Origin of the sequence: Candidatus Palauibacter polyketidifaciens (genome assembly GCF_947581785.1) — a bacterium.
Lineage (GTDB): Bacteria > Gemmatimonadota > Gemmatimonadetes > Palauibacterales > Palauibacteraceae > Palauibacter > Palauibacter polyketidifaciens.
Window position 1 is genome coordinate 100,556 of record NZ_CANPVO010000040.1, and the last position, 14,182, is coordinate 114,737.

Annotated in this window: 10 protein-coding genes and 1 pseudogene; 7 read left to right on the forward strand and 4 right to left on the reverse strand. The window is 68.9% G+C overall.

Features of this window, described 5'->3' with window-relative positions; genetic code table 11:
- The first annotated feature begins 7 nt into the window (after nucleotides 1-7).
- The 5 genes from RN729_RS11475 (at nucleotide 8) to RN729_RS11495 (ending at nucleotide 8,664) form a co-directional block, all read left to right on the forward strand.
- Nucleotides 8-1,354, forward strand: coding sequence for a sodium-dependent transporter (locus tag RN729_RS11475; RefSeq protein WP_310784904.1), 1,347 nt, complete (start codon nucleotides 8-10; stop codon nucleotides 1,352-1,354).
- Nucleotides 1,355-1,533: 179 nt separating this feature from the next.
- Nucleotides 1,534-2,619, forward strand: coding sequence for a prephenate dehydrogenase/arogenate dehydrogenase family protein (locus tag RN729_RS11480; protein ID WP_310784906.1), 1,086 nt, complete (start codon nucleotides 1,534-1,536; stop codon nucleotides 2,617-2,619).
- 157 nt (nucleotides 2,620-2,776) lie between these two features.
- Nucleotides 2,777-5,209, forward strand: a complete 2,433-nt coding sequence (locus tag RN729_RS11485; RefSeq protein WP_310784908.1) for a DUF1592 domain-containing protein — start codon at nucleotides 2,777-2,779, stop codon at nucleotides 5,207-5,209.
- Between the two features lie 36 nt (nucleotides 5,210-5,245).
- A complete protein-coding gene (locus RN729_RS11490; protein WP_310784910.1) occupies nucleotides 5,246-6,646 on the forward strand; it encodes a DUF1552 domain-containing protein in 1,401 nt (466 codons plus the stop codon).
- Nucleotides 6,647-6,681: 35 nt separating this feature from the next.
- Nucleotides 6,682-8,664: an ankyrin repeat domain-containing protein gene (locus tag RN729_RS11495; protein ID WP_310784912.1), complete on the forward strand. Its 1,983-nt coding sequence runs from the start codon at nucleotides 6,682-6,684 to the stop codon at nucleotides 8,662-8,664.
- 16 nt (nucleotides 8,665-8,680) lie between these two features.
- Here the strand turns inward: RN729_RS11495 and RN729_RS11500 are convergent, their stop codons facing one another.
- From RN729_RS11500 to RN729_RS11515, 4 genes are read right to left on the reverse strand one after another with little or no spacing between them, the layout of a single operon-like run.
- Complete coding sequence (locus RN729_RS11500) at nucleotides 8,681-9,085, reverse strand: VOC family protein (protein WP_310784914.1); 405 nt, start codon at nucleotides 9,083-9,085, stop codon at nucleotides 8,681-8,683.
- 43 nt (nucleotides 9,086-9,128) lie between these two features.
- Nucleotides 9,129-10,523: a cytochrome c gene (locus tag RN729_RS11505; RefSeq protein WP_310784915.1), complete on the reverse strand. Its 1,395-nt coding sequence runs from the start codon at nucleotides 10,521-10,523 to the stop codon at nucleotides 9,129-9,131.
- Between the two features lie 35 nt (nucleotides 10,524-10,558).
- Nucleotides 10,559-11,446 carry a hypothetical protein gene (locus RN729_RS11510; protein ID WP_310784917.1) on the reverse strand — a complete coding sequence of 296 codons (888 nt, stop codon included), beginning with the start codon at nucleotides 11,444-11,446 and terminating at the stop codon, nucleotides 10,559-10,561.
- Nucleotides 11,443-12,357 (reverse strand): creatininase family protein, encoded by a 915-nt coding sequence (locus RN729_RS11515; protein WP_310784919.1) that lies wholly within the window; start codon nucleotides 12,355-12,357, stop codon nucleotides 11,443-11,445. Before RN729_RS11515 ends, RN729_RS11510 begins: the two co-directional genes overlap by 4 nt.
- Nucleotides 12,358-12,530: 173 nt before the next feature.
- Between RN729_RS11515 and RN729_RS11520 the strand changes: the two genes are divergently transcribed.
- Both RN729_RS11520 and RN729_RS11525 read left to right on the forward strand, forming a co-directional pair.
- Nucleotides 12,531-13,541: an MBL fold metallo-hydrolase gene (locus RN729_RS11520; RefSeq protein ID WP_310784921.1), complete on the forward strand. Its 1,011-nt coding sequence runs from the start codon at nucleotides 12,531-12,533 to the stop codon at nucleotides 13,539-13,541.
- Nucleotides 13,538-14,182 (forward strand): annotated as a pseudogene (locus tag RN729_RS11525) (hypothetical protein); the annotation flags it as partial. The gene RN729_RS11520 and the pseudogene RN729_RS11525, both read left to right, overlap by 4 nt.

Genomic DNA, 14,182 nt, shown 5'->3' on the forward strand with positions numbered 1-14,182 from the left:
CCGCCACTTGAACCGGTCACCCGACACCCCGGCACCCGCGCGCGAGCGCTTCGGCACCCGCGCCGGTTTCGTGCTTGCGGCGGTGGGGTCCGCCGTCGGGCTGGGCAACATGTGGCGCTTTCCCTATCAGACGGCGGAGGGCGGCGGCGCGGCCTTCCTCGTAGCCTACGTCTGCATGGCGTTTCTCATCGGCGTGCCGATGATGCTGGCGGAGTTCGCGGTGGGGCGGCGCGCGCGCCGGTCGGCCATCGGCGCCCTGCGCTCGATCGGCGGCAGGCGCTGGGCCGCGGCGGGGCTCATCTTCCTCGTGACGTCGACCGTCATCATGGCCTACCTTTCCGTCATCACGGGCTGGGCCCTGCGCTACGCCCTCGACGGGCTCACCACCGGATTCCACGCCGATGCCGCCGGGCGCTACGCGTCGGTCGCGTCCGGACCTTCGGCGGTCGTCTTCCACCTGGTGTCGATCGCCGCGACGGTGGGGATCGTGGTGTTCGGCGTCCGCAAGGGGATCGAGCGCGCGAGCGTGCTCCTCATGCCGCTCCTCTTCCTCCTCCTCATCGGCCTCGCGGTCTGGGCCACGACGCTGCCGGGCGCGGCGGAGGGATACCGCTTCTACCTCTCTCCCTCGCTGAGCGAACTGCTGGATCCCGTCGTGCTGCAGGGCGCGGCCGCCCATGCCTTCTATTCGCTGAGCGTGGGGATGGGGATCATGGTCACCTATTCCTCCTATCTCTCGAAGCGCACCAACCTCGGCCGCGAAAGCGCCGTGATCGCGCTCTCGGACTTCTCCGTCGCCTTCGTCGCGGGGCTCGTCGTCTTTCCGATCGTCTTCGGACTCGGGCTTTCGGAGGACGTGGGGGAGAGCACGCTGGGCGTCCTGTTCATCTCGCTCCCGAGCGCCTTCGCGCAGATGGAGGCGCTGGGCCGGGTCGTGGGTACGCTGTTCTTCGTCGCCGTGATCGTGGCGGCGATCACCTCGGCGGTCTCCCTGCTGGAGGTGGCGGCCTCGATCCTCATCGACGAACGGGGCTGGACGCGCCGCCGGGCAACGCTGACGTCGGGCTTCCTGATCGCGGCGATCGGGATCGCACCGGCGCTCTCCCTCGGTGCACTGGGAATCATGGATCAGGTGGCGGCGGAACTCCTCACGGTGCTCGGCGTACTCGCCATCGCGGTGCTCGTCGGATGGGTGATGAAGCAGCCGGAGGAGGAACTCCGGATCGGGGCTTCGCCCCGGTTCGCGCGGCTGATCCCGACGGCGCGCTTCCTGATTCGCTACGTGGCGCCGCCTCTGCTGGCGTACGTGAGCTGGATCGCGCTGCGGCAGACGATCCGCGTGATCGCGGGCTAGTGTAGTGTCGCAGGAATCCTGCGGCCATTCGAGCGCCGCTGCATCCGTCCCCGCTGCGTTGCTCCTCCTCGCAATAGCGCTGCTATTACTCGTCGGAGCGTCTTGCGGGACCCGGCGCCCCGGCGCTCTCGGTGACTCGCAGATTCCTGCGACAATACACTAGAACTCCGGAGCGAGACGTGCCGAACCTGGATCGACTCAGAGACGAACTCGCGCGCATCGATCGCGAGTTGCTCGAACTCGTAGCGCGGCGGCAGGCGGTCTCCGCGAAGGTCGGGGAGCGAAAGCGCGCCTCGCAGACGCCCCCGCGCGACTACCGGCAGGAAAAGGTCGTCATCGAGCGGGCCCGCGCCGCCGCGAGCGACCTCGGCCTCCCGCCGCGCCTGGCCGAGGACCTCGTCCTTTCGCTGATCCGTTCGTCGCTCACCGTGCAGGAACGGGGCAGCGTGGCGGCGGCCGCCAGAGGAGGCGGGAAACGCGCTCTCGTCATCGGCGGCTCGGGGAAGATGGGCGAGTGGTTCGTCCGCTTCCTCTCCTCCCAGGGGTTCGAGGTAGAGAACGCCGACCCTGACGGGGGGGATCACGCGGATTGGGCGACGACGTCGCTGGACCACGACCTGATCGTCGTGGCGACGCCGATGGTCATCGCCAACGAGATCCTCGAACGGCTGGCGGAGATTGGACCGCCGGGCCTCGTGTTCGATATCGGTTCGCTCAAGAGTCCGGTGCGCTCCGGTCTGATGGCGCTGGCGGAGGCCGGGGTCCGCGTCACCTCCGTCCATCCCATGTTCGGTCCCGACACCGAACTCCTTTCAGGGGAACACGTGATCTTCGTGGACGTGGGCCGTGCCGACGCGACGGAAGGCGCGGAAGCGCTCTTCGCCTCGACGATGGCGACGCGGGTGCGCATGGACCTGGAGAGCCACGACCGCGTCATGGGGTTCGTGCTGGGGCTCTCGCACGCCCTCAACATCACCTTCTTCACGGCGCTGGCTCGCTCCGGCGAAACGACGCCGCGTCTGGCGGACGTGTCGAGCACGACGTTCGAAGCCCAGCTGGACGTGGCGCGCGCGCTGGCCGGCGAGAACCCGCACATGTACTTCGAGATTCAGTCGCTGAACGAGTACGGGGACGTCGCGCTGAAGGAACTCGTGGCGGCGGCGGAGCGGGTGCGAGACGCCGTCGAAGCGGGGGATGAGGACGCCTTCGTCGCCCTGATGTCCGCCGGTCGCGACTACCTGGAGTCCCGCGGCTCCCCCGAATAGGACGGGCGGGTGGTCCGGCGCGGTTCGACTGGCGTTCGGACATTGATAATCCCTATCTTGCACAGGCTGGATGCGGGGAGGGGATCGTGCGTCCAAACGCCGCGCCGCGTCGCGGTGTTTGCCCGGTTGCATTCGGGCGACAGCCGGTGAGGTCCACATGAAGAAGTTTGCGATCGCGGCTCTGGGAACGGCGGTGCTGTATCTCGCCGTCACGGGCAAGGATGCACCGCTGGGTGCGCCCTCGCACGCCCTTGCGGTTGCGCCCGCCCCGGACACGCTCGCGCACTCGGTCATCCAGACGGTGTGCACCCGCTGCCACAACGACTCGCGCAGGGCGGGCAATCGCTCCTTCCTCGAGTTCGACGCCGCCGAGCCGCAGGCCGACCCCGAGACCGCCGAGCAGATGATCCGGAAGCTCCGGGCAGGCATGATGCCGCCGCCCGGCGTGCGGCGCCCGGACGAGGCGACGCTGACGGCAGTCGTCGAGGAACTCGAGACGCGCATGGACGGGGCCGCGCGTGCGAACCCGAACCCGGGGACGCGGACCTTCCAGCGCCTCAACCGCGCGGAATACCGGCGCGCGGTTCAGGATCTGCTCGACCTCGACGTCGACATGGAGGCGTTCCTCCCGACCGAGACGATCAGCGACAACTTCGACAACATCGCCGACGTCCAGATGATGTCCGCGACGCTGATGGAAGGCTATCTGCGGGCGGCGAGCGAGATCAGCCGCATGGCGGTCGGCGATCCGGAGGCGGGCCCGCGCCAGGTCACCTACAAGGTGCCGAAGACGGCGTCGCAGGCGGTCCGCGCCGAGGGCGCGCCCTTCGGGACGCGGGGCGGGATCTCCGTCATCCACGTCTTCCCCGCCGACGGGGAGTACGTGTTCAAGATGGACATGCACCCCGGCCCGACGGGGTTCCTGTACGGGATGACCGCTCCGGATGAGAAGATCGAGGTCTCGGTCGACGGCGCGCGCGTGGCGCTGCTCGAGATCGATCCGTTCATGTCGGAGTCCGATCCGCAGGGGATGGTCATCGAGACGGAGCCGATCCACGTGCGGGCGGGGCCGCAGCGGGTGACGGCGGCCTTCCTGCTCAACGCGGAGGGTCCGGACAACGACCTCATCAAGCCGATCGACTACAAGCTGGCCGACTCGAACATCGGCAGCGCCTACGGCGTGACGACGCTCCCGCACCTGCGCGACTTCCTCGTCACGGGTCCGTTCGCGGTCACCGGCATCTCGGAGACGCCGAGCCGCAAGCGGATCTTCTCCTGCCGGCCCACGGCGCCCGACGAGGAGCGGCCCTGTGCGCGGCACATCATCAGGACGCTGGCGGCCACGGCCTATCGCCGGCCGCTGGAGACGGACGATGTCGAAGACCTCATGGTGTTCTTCGATCTCGGCGTCGAGGAGGGCGGCTTCGAAGTCGGCATCCGCACCGCGCTCCAGGCGGTCCTCGCGAGCCCGCACTTCGTCTTCCGTCTCGAGGAGATGCCGGCGGACGTGGCTCCCGGAGACATCTACCGTCTGAGCGACATCGACCTCGCCACGCGGCTCTCGTACTTCCTGTGGGGCACGCACCCGGACGACGAACTCGTGGAGATGGCCGACGCGGGCCGCCTGTCGGACCCGGCGGTGCTGGAGGCCCAGGCGCGACGCATGCTCGACGACCCGCGGTCGGAGGCCATGGCGACGCGCTTCGCCTACCAGTGGTTCCGCCTGCAGGACCTGGAGAAGATCCACCCGGACGCGCTGCTCTATCCGTACTGGGACCACCGGCTCGTCGAGGCGATGCTGCAGGAGACGCAACTCTTCTTCGAGCATCTCCTGCGTTCGGACGCTTCATTCTTCGAACTGCTCACCGCGGACTACACGTTCGTGAACGAGCGTCTCGCGCGACACTACGGGATTCCGGACGTGACCGGGGAGGAGTTCCGCCGGGTCGGGATCCCCGACGAGGCGCGACGCGGACTGCTGGGTCACGGGAGCATCCTCACGCTGACCTCGCACGCGGACCGCACCTCGCCGGTCCTCCGCGGGAAGTGGGTGATGGAGGTCCTGCTCGGGACGCCGCCACCGCCTCCTCCTCCGGACGTGCCCGACCTCGAGGCGACGGACGAGGCGGAGGATGGGCGCTTCCTGACCGTGCGCGAACGGCTCGAGATGCACCGCTCGAATCCGGCCTGCCGGTCGTGTCACCGGGTGATCGACCCGATCGGCCTCGCGCTGGAGAACTTCGACGTGACCGGCGCGTGGCGGATCAAGGACCAGGGCCGGACGGTGGACACGTCGGGCGAACTCTACGATGGGACCCCGATCCTGAGCGCGATGGATCTGAGGGCCGCGCTTCTTGATCGCGAGGACTCGCTCGTCCGGACGTTCATCGAGAATCTCATGGCCTACGCTCTGGGCCGCCGGATCGAACACTACGACATGCCCACGGTGCGGGAGATCGCGCGCGTGGCGGAGGCCGATGACTATCGGATGACATCGTTCATCATGGAGGTCGTGAAGAGCGCGCCCTTCCAGATGAGCGCCGTCGAGATGGTAGCCGAAGAAGATATCGACGCAGGCGGCGGGCACTGAGGGAGCCGCCCGGCGGACAGATCAGGAGGAGTGAGCATGGAACTCATCACAGGTAAGCACATCTCCCGCCGCATGGCCCTGAAGGGCGTGGGGGCGACGGTGGCGCTGCCGTTCCTCGATGCGATGCTGCCGGCCGGCCGGCTGTGGGCCTCGACGAAGTCGCTCACGGACGTGAAGCGGTTCGTGGCCATCGAGATGGTGCACGGCGCCGCCGGCTGCAACGAATGGGGTGCGTCGCAGTTCATGTGGTCGCCCGAGAAGGTGGGGCGCGACTTCGACCTCACGCCGAGCAGCCTGAGCCCGCTCGAACCGTGGCGAGACTATCTGACGATCATCTCGAACACGGACATCGAGAACGCGGAGGCGAAGACGGCGAAGGAGATCGGCGGCGACCACTTCCGCTCCAGCGCCACCTTCCTCACGCAGGCGCACGCGAAGCAGACCGAGGGCTCCGACGTATTCGTCGGCACCTCGATGGACCAGCACTACGCGCAGCGTTTCGGACAGGACACGCCGATCCCCTCCATGCAGCTCTGCATCGAGAACGTGGACCAGGCCGGCGGGTGCGCGTACGGCTACGCCTGCGTTTACACCGACACGATCAGCTGGGCGTCGCCCACGGAGCCGCTGCCCATGATCCGCGACCCGCGGGCCGCGTTCGACCAGTTGTTCGGGGCCGGGGGCACGGCGGAAGACCGGGCTCAGCGCCGGCGCACCGACCGCAGCATCCTCGACTGGATCATGGGAGAGGTCAGCGGCCTCAAGCGCGCGGTGGGGGCCACGGACCAGCGGCGGCTGGATCAGTATCTCGACAACATCCGCGAGATCGAGCGGCGCATCGAGCGCATCGAGGCGCACAACACGAGCGGCGAGACGCGCGAGATTCCCGAGGCGCCGCCGGGCGTGCCGGATGACTTCGCCGAGCACGTTCGCCTCATGTTCGACCTGCAGGCACTGGCTTTCCAGTCGGACCTCACGCGGGTGTTCTCGTTCAAGCTGGGCCGCGACGGGTCGGGCCGCGTGTATCCGGGCAGCGGCGTGGACGCCGGCTTCCACCCGGCCTCGCACCACGGCGGCCGGGAGGAGCGGGTGATCGACTACGAGAAGATCAACCGCTACCACGTGAGCATGGTCCCGTACCTGCTCGAGAAGCTGGCCAGCATCGAGGAGCCCGACGGGAACCTGCTCGACAAGAGCATGATCCTGTACGGCTCGCCGATGGGCGACTCGAACCTGCACAACCACAAGCGTTGCCCGCTGTTCGTGGTCGGGAAGGCCGGCGGCGAACTTGAAGGCAACATGCACATCAAGGCGCCGGACGGGACGCCGATGGCCAACGTGATGCTGAGTCTGATGCACAAGCTCGGCCTGGAGGACATGGAGAGTTTCGGCGACAGCACCGGCGACTTCTCGTTCTCGGCGGTCGCGCAGGACTGAGCCGCAGGGTCGGTCAGGGGGTCGGAGGCAGATCGATGTTGAAGAGAATCGGCAAGGCCGGTCTTCGGGCCGGGGCCCTCGTCGCGCTCTGCGCGACCACTTTGTGGGCGGCCGCCGCGATGGACGCCCCCGTCGCGGAGGCGGCGGCGCGGGGAGACCTCGAGTCCGTGCGGACGCTCCTCCGCGACGGAGCGGATGTGAACGCGGCCCAGGGCGACGGAATGACCGCGCTGCACTGGGCGGCCCTGCACGGCGACGCGGAGATGGTGTCCGTGCTCGTCTACGCGGGGGCCAACGCCGCGTCGACCACGCGCCTCGGCGCCTACACGCCGCTCCACCTCGCGAGCCGGGACGGTCGGGCCGACGCGGTCACCCTCCTGCTCGAAGCCGGAAGCGATGCCAACGCGCTGACGACGACGGGCGCTACGCCGCTCCACCTGGCGGCTGCCGGCGGGGACGTGCCGACCCTCACGAGCCTGCTCGGGGCCGGAGCCGAGGTCGACGCGCGAGAGAACTCGAACGGGCAGACGCCACTCATCTTCGCGGCTGCCGCCGGCCGTCTCGAGGCTGTGCAAACCCTGATCGCGCACGGCGCGGACGTGTCGGTTGCGTCCCGCGTCCTGGACTTCGTCGAGAAGGCGCGCACCGACAGCGAGGCCCGGGGCCGTCGCCGGGAGGTTCTCACGGCGATTCGAAAGGCCGAAGCGGAGGCGCGCGGCGAGACCGTGGTGGCCGGCATCACCCGTACGGACACACCGTCCGGGCAGGAGCCGACCCGGCGCGAAGCCGCCGACCGAGCGGATCGGGACCAGACGGGCACGGCCCCCGCGACGGGTCAGGGTGCGGGTGCCAATCCCGGCCAGGAGACGCCGCCGCCGGAGTCCGAGGCCGCGCAGGGCGAGGATCCCCCCGAGCCCGCGGAAGAACCCGAGGAGGCTGAGGAAGCTGAGGAGGCCGCGGCCGAAGAAGAGTCCCCCGAAGCAGAGGAGGCTCCCGAAGAGACGACGCCTGCGCCGCGGCCGCTGAGCTACTCCGACATCGTCGGCAAGCAGGGCGGCATGACCGCACTTCACTACGCGGTTCGCGAAGGCCACTTCGAGACCGTCAAGGCTCTCCTCGCAGCGGGCGCGGACATCGACGGACGGACGGGGGGCGATGAGAGCACGCCGCTCGTCGTCGCCACCGTGAACGGACACTACGACCTCGCCGGCTGGCTGCTCGAGCAGGGCGCGGACCCGAACCTGGCCAGCGAGGACGGCGTGGCCCCGCTGTACGCGACGATCGCCAACCGCTGGGCGCCCAAGGCGCTGTACCCGCAGCCCACCGCGTTCCGGCAGCAGGAACTCGACTACATGGAGCTGATGGAGATGCTCCTCGCCGCCGGGGCGGATCCGAACGCGCGTGTGAACACGCACATCTGGTACTCCGCGTATAACTTCGACCTGCTGGGCGTGAACTTCAGCGGCGCGTCGCCCTTCTGGCGCGCCGCGAAGGCGCTCGACATCCCGGCGATGAGAATGCTCGTGGCGGCCGGGGCCGATCCGCACATGCCGACGAAGAAGGCTCCCGAGCGCCGACGCCGGTCCTCCGATGATGACGACGAGGAAGAAGATCCGAGTGGACTGCCGCCGGTCGAGGTCGGGGGTCCGGGCATCCCGCCGCTCGTCGCTGCCGCGGGATACGGCTACGGGCGCTCACGCACGGGCAACCAGCACCGGCATCGGCCCGATGAATGGATGGCGACGGCTCGATACCTCGTTGACGAGCTGGGCGCGGACGTCAATGGCCGCGACTCGGATGGCTTCGGCGCGCTCCACTACGCCGCCGCGCGCGGCGACAACGAGCTGATCGAGTACCTCGTCGGCAAGGGCGCCGACCCGCTGATCGTGGCCCGCAGCGGCCAGACGACGGTCGACATGGCGAACGGACCGATCCAGCGCGTGCAGCCGTTCTTCGAGACGATCGCCCTCCTCGAGGGCATGGGCGCGAAGAACAACCACAACTGCCTCAGCTGCTGACCGACCGACTCTCGGACTAGTCGTCTCGCGGGAGGCGCTGGGAGACGGAGATGGGGTAGCCGTCGGGGTCTCGGAGTGTGAACTCGATGGAGCGGGCGTTCGGGTTCATGTGCGGTTCGTCGAGGCAGTCGGCCCCCATGGCGCGGGCGCGCTCGAAGACGGCCTGCGCGTCCTCCGTGTAGAAGTAGAGCAGGAGGCCTCGGCCGGGCGTCCCCTCGCGCGGGTCCGTCATGCCCGGGTGAGCCTTGAACTCGCGGTGGTGCAGCATCAGTTCGACGCTGCCATCCGGCGCCAGGAGCCGCTCGAAGTGATGTCCCCCCCGGCCGCTCACGAAGCCGAAGAGTTCGACGTACCAGGCTGAACTCGCCGCCACGTCCCGCACGACGAGCATGGGAGTGAGGCCTCCACCCGTCGCGGCCATCGGCTTCGACCCTCGGCGCCCGGTTCCGGCTTCCGTCTGACGCTTAGCGGTTCGAGTTGTTTGTCTGAGCCGCCGCGGCGCGCCTCGCCTCCTCTCGGGCGGCGACGAGCGCCTCGAACTCCGGGGGATCGAGGTAGGTCACATCGACCCACAGGTGCGCCATCTCGTCCACCGTCCGATCCCCGTAGCCGACCCACTGCTCATGGTCGGGGTTGTTCGGATTCTCGGCCGTGTTGTCGTGCCAGGCGGTGATGACGAGTGTCGTCCCCGCCGGAAGGAGCGGGGCGGCGTCTTCCTCGTAGATGTAGTTGATGTGCCAGTTCCACTGGAAGTTGTCGACCTGGTTGATCAACTCCTTGCGGCCGTCCGGGTAGATCGCCTCGAGGGACATGGCCTTGCCGCGCATGTGCATGTGCGGCTGGAAGTTCTCCAGGCGAGCGGGCCAGCGCAGGGTGTGGAAGTCCTGCGTGACCGCGATCTCGCCCGGCGGGATGTCGAGGCCCGTCCGGCCCGTGGCGTTGTAGATCATGAGCCGCGTGCGGTTCCGGGGCTCCTCGCCCTTGGGATAGAACCAGACGCCGAGTTCGACGTAGCTGTCTTCGACACGCTCGCCCATCGCGTGGAGGTGGACCTCCCAGCGGATCTGCGAGCCGGGGAGCATGATCTTGCCCGCGCCCTCGGGGAAGATCTCGCCCTCCTTGCCCACGGCCCACTCCATGAAGAGGTCCGGGCCGCCCATCGCGCCCCCGCGCGTGCTCGCCTCGACGATGCGGGCGCTCATGGGGCTCTCCTCCTCGTTCTGCTGGAGGAAGGCGAGGACGTGGTGCGTGATCGTGCGCCCATCGTTGCCCGCAGGCCTGATTTCGATGGCTTTCACCCAGCGGGGCTCCGTGATGCCGGTCGGCGTGACCGGCCGCCACCACTTGTCCATCGTCTCGGCTTCCAGCGTGTACGGCTCCGAGGCGATGATCAGATCCGGCTCCCCGAAGTCGGCCCTGAGGCGCCATTCGTTCGGATCGGGGAACTCGGCGGGCGGCGGCAGGTCCGCGGGGTCGCCCTCTACCCGGCCGCCATCGATCCACGCGACGATCGTCTCGATCTCCGCGCTCGACAGGCTGCGGTCGTTCCTGAACTCCTGGATCCCGACCGTGGGGTCGAGGTGCCAAGGCGGCATGACGCGGTTCGAGACCTTCTCGCGGATGCCCGATGCCCAGCGGTAGGCGTCCCGGTACGTGAGGAGCGACATCGGGGCGATGGAGCCCTCCTGGTGACACTCCTGGCAGTTCGCCTGGAGGATCGGCGCCACGTCCCGGTTGAAGGTCACGTCCCCGGACCCGTTCTCCTGCGCCCCCGCCGGCCCCGCGACGCCCAGGGCGCCGAGTGCCGCGCCGAACGCGACGGCGGCTCGCTTCAGGGAAGTCGGATCGAACTGTCTCATCATCGTTCTCCTCACACCTCGTCGAATCCGCCCGGTTACGGGTTGACCACGACCCGGAGGAATCCGTTCGTCCAGCAGCATTGCGCGTGGCCGGCGGCGGATACACCGGAACCGTCGTTGGCGCGCACGCGCAGGATGTAGTCGCCCGGCTCACTGAAAGTGACCGGGGTTGCGGCTTCGGCTCCGCTGGCCGGGACACGGGCGGTGGGCTCGCCGAACGTCACGTCGCCCGGACCCTGGTGCTTGAACCACGTGAGATTGACCGGCGAGCCGTCGCGGCTCCCCGCCACAAAGTGACTGCGTCCCACGCCGTCGTCCCGAACGTGGACGCTCACCTCGAGCGGTTCTCCGACCCGGGCCGTGAGGGGGGGTCCCCAGGCGCCGGCCGGTCCCGCGCCTTCATCTCCCGCTCCAAAGCGGAGGACCGGGGGCGTGTTCCCGTCTCCGGCTTCGCCCTTGAGCGCGTCGATCTGCCAGTCCCGGTGCACATGGCCCGGGACGCGGAGCGTCTGGCCGCGCATCTTCAGCGTCCAGTAGATCTTCCCCTCGCCGAGATCCGCCGGGACCCGGACGACGAACACGCCATAGTGGCGCCGCGGGGCGAACGAGGTGGGCTGCGTCCCGTGGAACTCCGCCGGCTCGATCGCGTTGTCCGGCCCCAGGGGCACCTCGATCGTCTCATCGAAGTTTCGGTTGAAGTAGCCGAACGAGAGCGACAGCGTGCCGTCCGCGTTCGGATACCAGCCCTCGTAGGCGGGCGTCACCGTCTGCCCCCGGCCGCTGGGATTGCCGAGCGGGACCTGGCCGGCAAGCGGTGCCGTATCGAGGCACAGCGCCGCCGCGAGCGCGGCGAGCGCCGGCAGCCCGTGGCGAACCCCCGCGTCGCTCTTGCCACGGGTTGCCAGGATCCGGGCAGGTCTCACCGGCCCGCTTCCGCCATGCTCGCCTCGATCGAGGCCCGGATCGCCTTCACCGTCTCATTCACCCGGAAGCCGAGCAGCTTCTTGCCGGTGGCGATCGCCTCCTCCTTCGGGGCGATCGGGACGCCGTTGATGCTCGCCCGGCCCGCCGCCACGCGCTCGTCGTAGCGCACCATCGTCGGGTCCTCGACCATCATGATCGCGGTGATGACGAAGTCGTCGTGGATCCCCTCGGGGTCCGTTTCGAAGATGCCGAGTTCGGTGTTCATCCAGTCGTGGACGTCGCGGTAGCGATAGAACTCGGGGATGAAGTGCGCCTGAGCGTCGTACCAGCGCTCGTTCAGGCGGGCGGCCACCGCCTCCATGCCCGACTGGTTCCCGCCGCTGTCGCCGAAGAGGATGACGTGCTCGAACCCGTGCGCCTTGAGGCTCGACGCGACGTCATCGAGCACCGCCTCGAAGGTTTCCTGGCGGAGGCTGATCGTCCCCGGATACCGCATGTGCCCGGAGGGTTCGTCGATATCGCCTTCGGGGACGAGCTTGATGATCGGGGCGCAGAGCGCGTTGCCGAGTTCGCGGGCCACGCCCTCGCAGGCGCCCTGCAGGACGTAGTTGTGCTTGCCGGTGGCGAGGTACGGTCCGTTCTGCTCGATCCCGCCCGTCGTGATGATCGCGGTGGTCTTCCCGGCCGCCATCGCGTCCCGGACCTCCATCCACGTCATCTCCTCGATCCACACCGTGTCGAACGCCTCGATCGGCCGCTCGGAGACGAGTTCCTCCTGCACCTGGCGCTCACGCTCGGCAGCCATCCGGGCGCGCTCCTCGGGCGTCATGTTCCGCTGCTGCCCCGCCAGCGCCGTAGCGGAGACCGCGAACAGCGCGATCAGGGGAAGGATCAATCGGGACTGTCTCATGGCACACCTCGTTTACGCAGCATGGAAGATCGACGACAACTCCCAACGCTAGCATATCCCTTCCCACTCGGACCAGCCCGGCTCCCACTCGGACCAGCCCGGCCGGGTCTGGCGGGTGGCACCCCCGATGGGAGAAGATTCGGGTCAGGTTTCTCTCCTTCCGGGAGGCATGCATGGTTCCGCGGACTTCTCCTCGGGTTTCCTGGCTGGCGATTCCGTTCCTCGCCTCCTGCGGGGCGCCCGGCGATACCTCGCAGGACGCGGCGACCGACGCGGCAGCGGCGGGGCCGGAGACGTCCGATCCCTACGAGCACGGGTTCACGGACGCGGACTATCCGCGCGTGATCGAGGTGGCGGAGGACGTCTACGCGTACGAGCAGATCCACCCGACGGGGGGCGAGATCATCACGACGGTGAGCCTCATCGTCATCACGTCGGAGGGCGTCCTCGTCGCGGACGGGCAGGAAAATCCCGAGGAGACGCAGCGGCTCGTCGACACGATCGCGGGCATGACGGACCGACCGATCACGCACGTCGTCGTCGCCTCGGACCACGGGGACCACACGGGCGGCAACTCCGCCTTCCCGGCCGGGGCACGCTTCCTCGCGCACCCCACCTCCGCGGCGATTCTGGAGGAGAGCGCGGTCAACCCGAACCGGCCCGAGGGCGCGCCGCCGGTGATCGTCCCGACGGAGATCGTGGGCGAGAATACGGTGCTCGAACTCGGCGGCCGCGAGATCCATCTCCTGCACCTCGGCCGCGCGCACACGGGCGGGGACCTCGTCGTATACGTGCCGGAGGGGAAGGTGCTGTTCATGAGCGAGACGTACCTGAAGCACATCTTCCCGGCGATGCGTTCCGCGTATCCCTCGGAGTGGGTGGCGATGCTGGACCGCGCGCTCGAGATGGACGTGGATATCTACATCCCCGGACACGGGGTGATGGAGGCGCCGGAGGTCCTCGAGGCGGGGCTCGTGTCGTTCCGCGAAGCGGTGCAACGGGTCGTGGAGGAGGCGACGCGATTCCACGGCGATGGATTGAGCGCGGAGGAAGCGGCGGAGGCGGCAGCGTTCGGCGCCATCGAGGAATGGTCGCTTCGGGACAGCCAGAAGCCGCGTGCGATTCAGCGCGTCTACCTGGAACTGAGCGGATACATGGAACGGAACGGAGAGTTGCGGGGATGAGCACGCGGAACAGCAATAGCACGGGCCTGGCAGTCCCGGGCGCCGGGGGACGGCGGGGTCGGGTGGCCGGACTCGCCGCGGTCGTGGCCGGCTTCGCGTTCGGCGTCGGAGCGCTTCAGGCGCAGTCGCACGTGACCGTGGACATCGGGGCCCGGGATCCCGCGTTCTCGCCGGACGGGTCGACGATCGCCGTCTCCATCCTCGGGAAGATCTGGACGCTTCCCGCCGAGGGCGGCGCAGCACGCCAGCTCACGGACAGCGCCTCGTGGGACACGCGCCCCGCCTGGTCGCCCGATGGCCGCTTCCTCGCCTACGCCGCGAGAACCCGTCAGGGAGCGGACATCCTCGTGCGAAACCTGGCGACGGGGGGCGTCCGCTTCCTGCACCACGTTCCGGGGTCCGTCGGGCACATGCAGTTCCATCCGGACGGAAGCCAGCTCTTCTTCGTCGACGATCGCTCGCAGTACGAGGCGCACGTGTGGCGGATCCCGCTCGCGGGCGGCGAGGCGGAACAGATCACGCACACCCGGAACTGGCACGAGTGGTCGTTCGCCCTCTCGCCGGACGGGAGCCGGATCCTCCTCGAGACGGGGCGCTTCGACGGCACGGACGTGTACGAACTCGACCTGGAGGAGATGTCG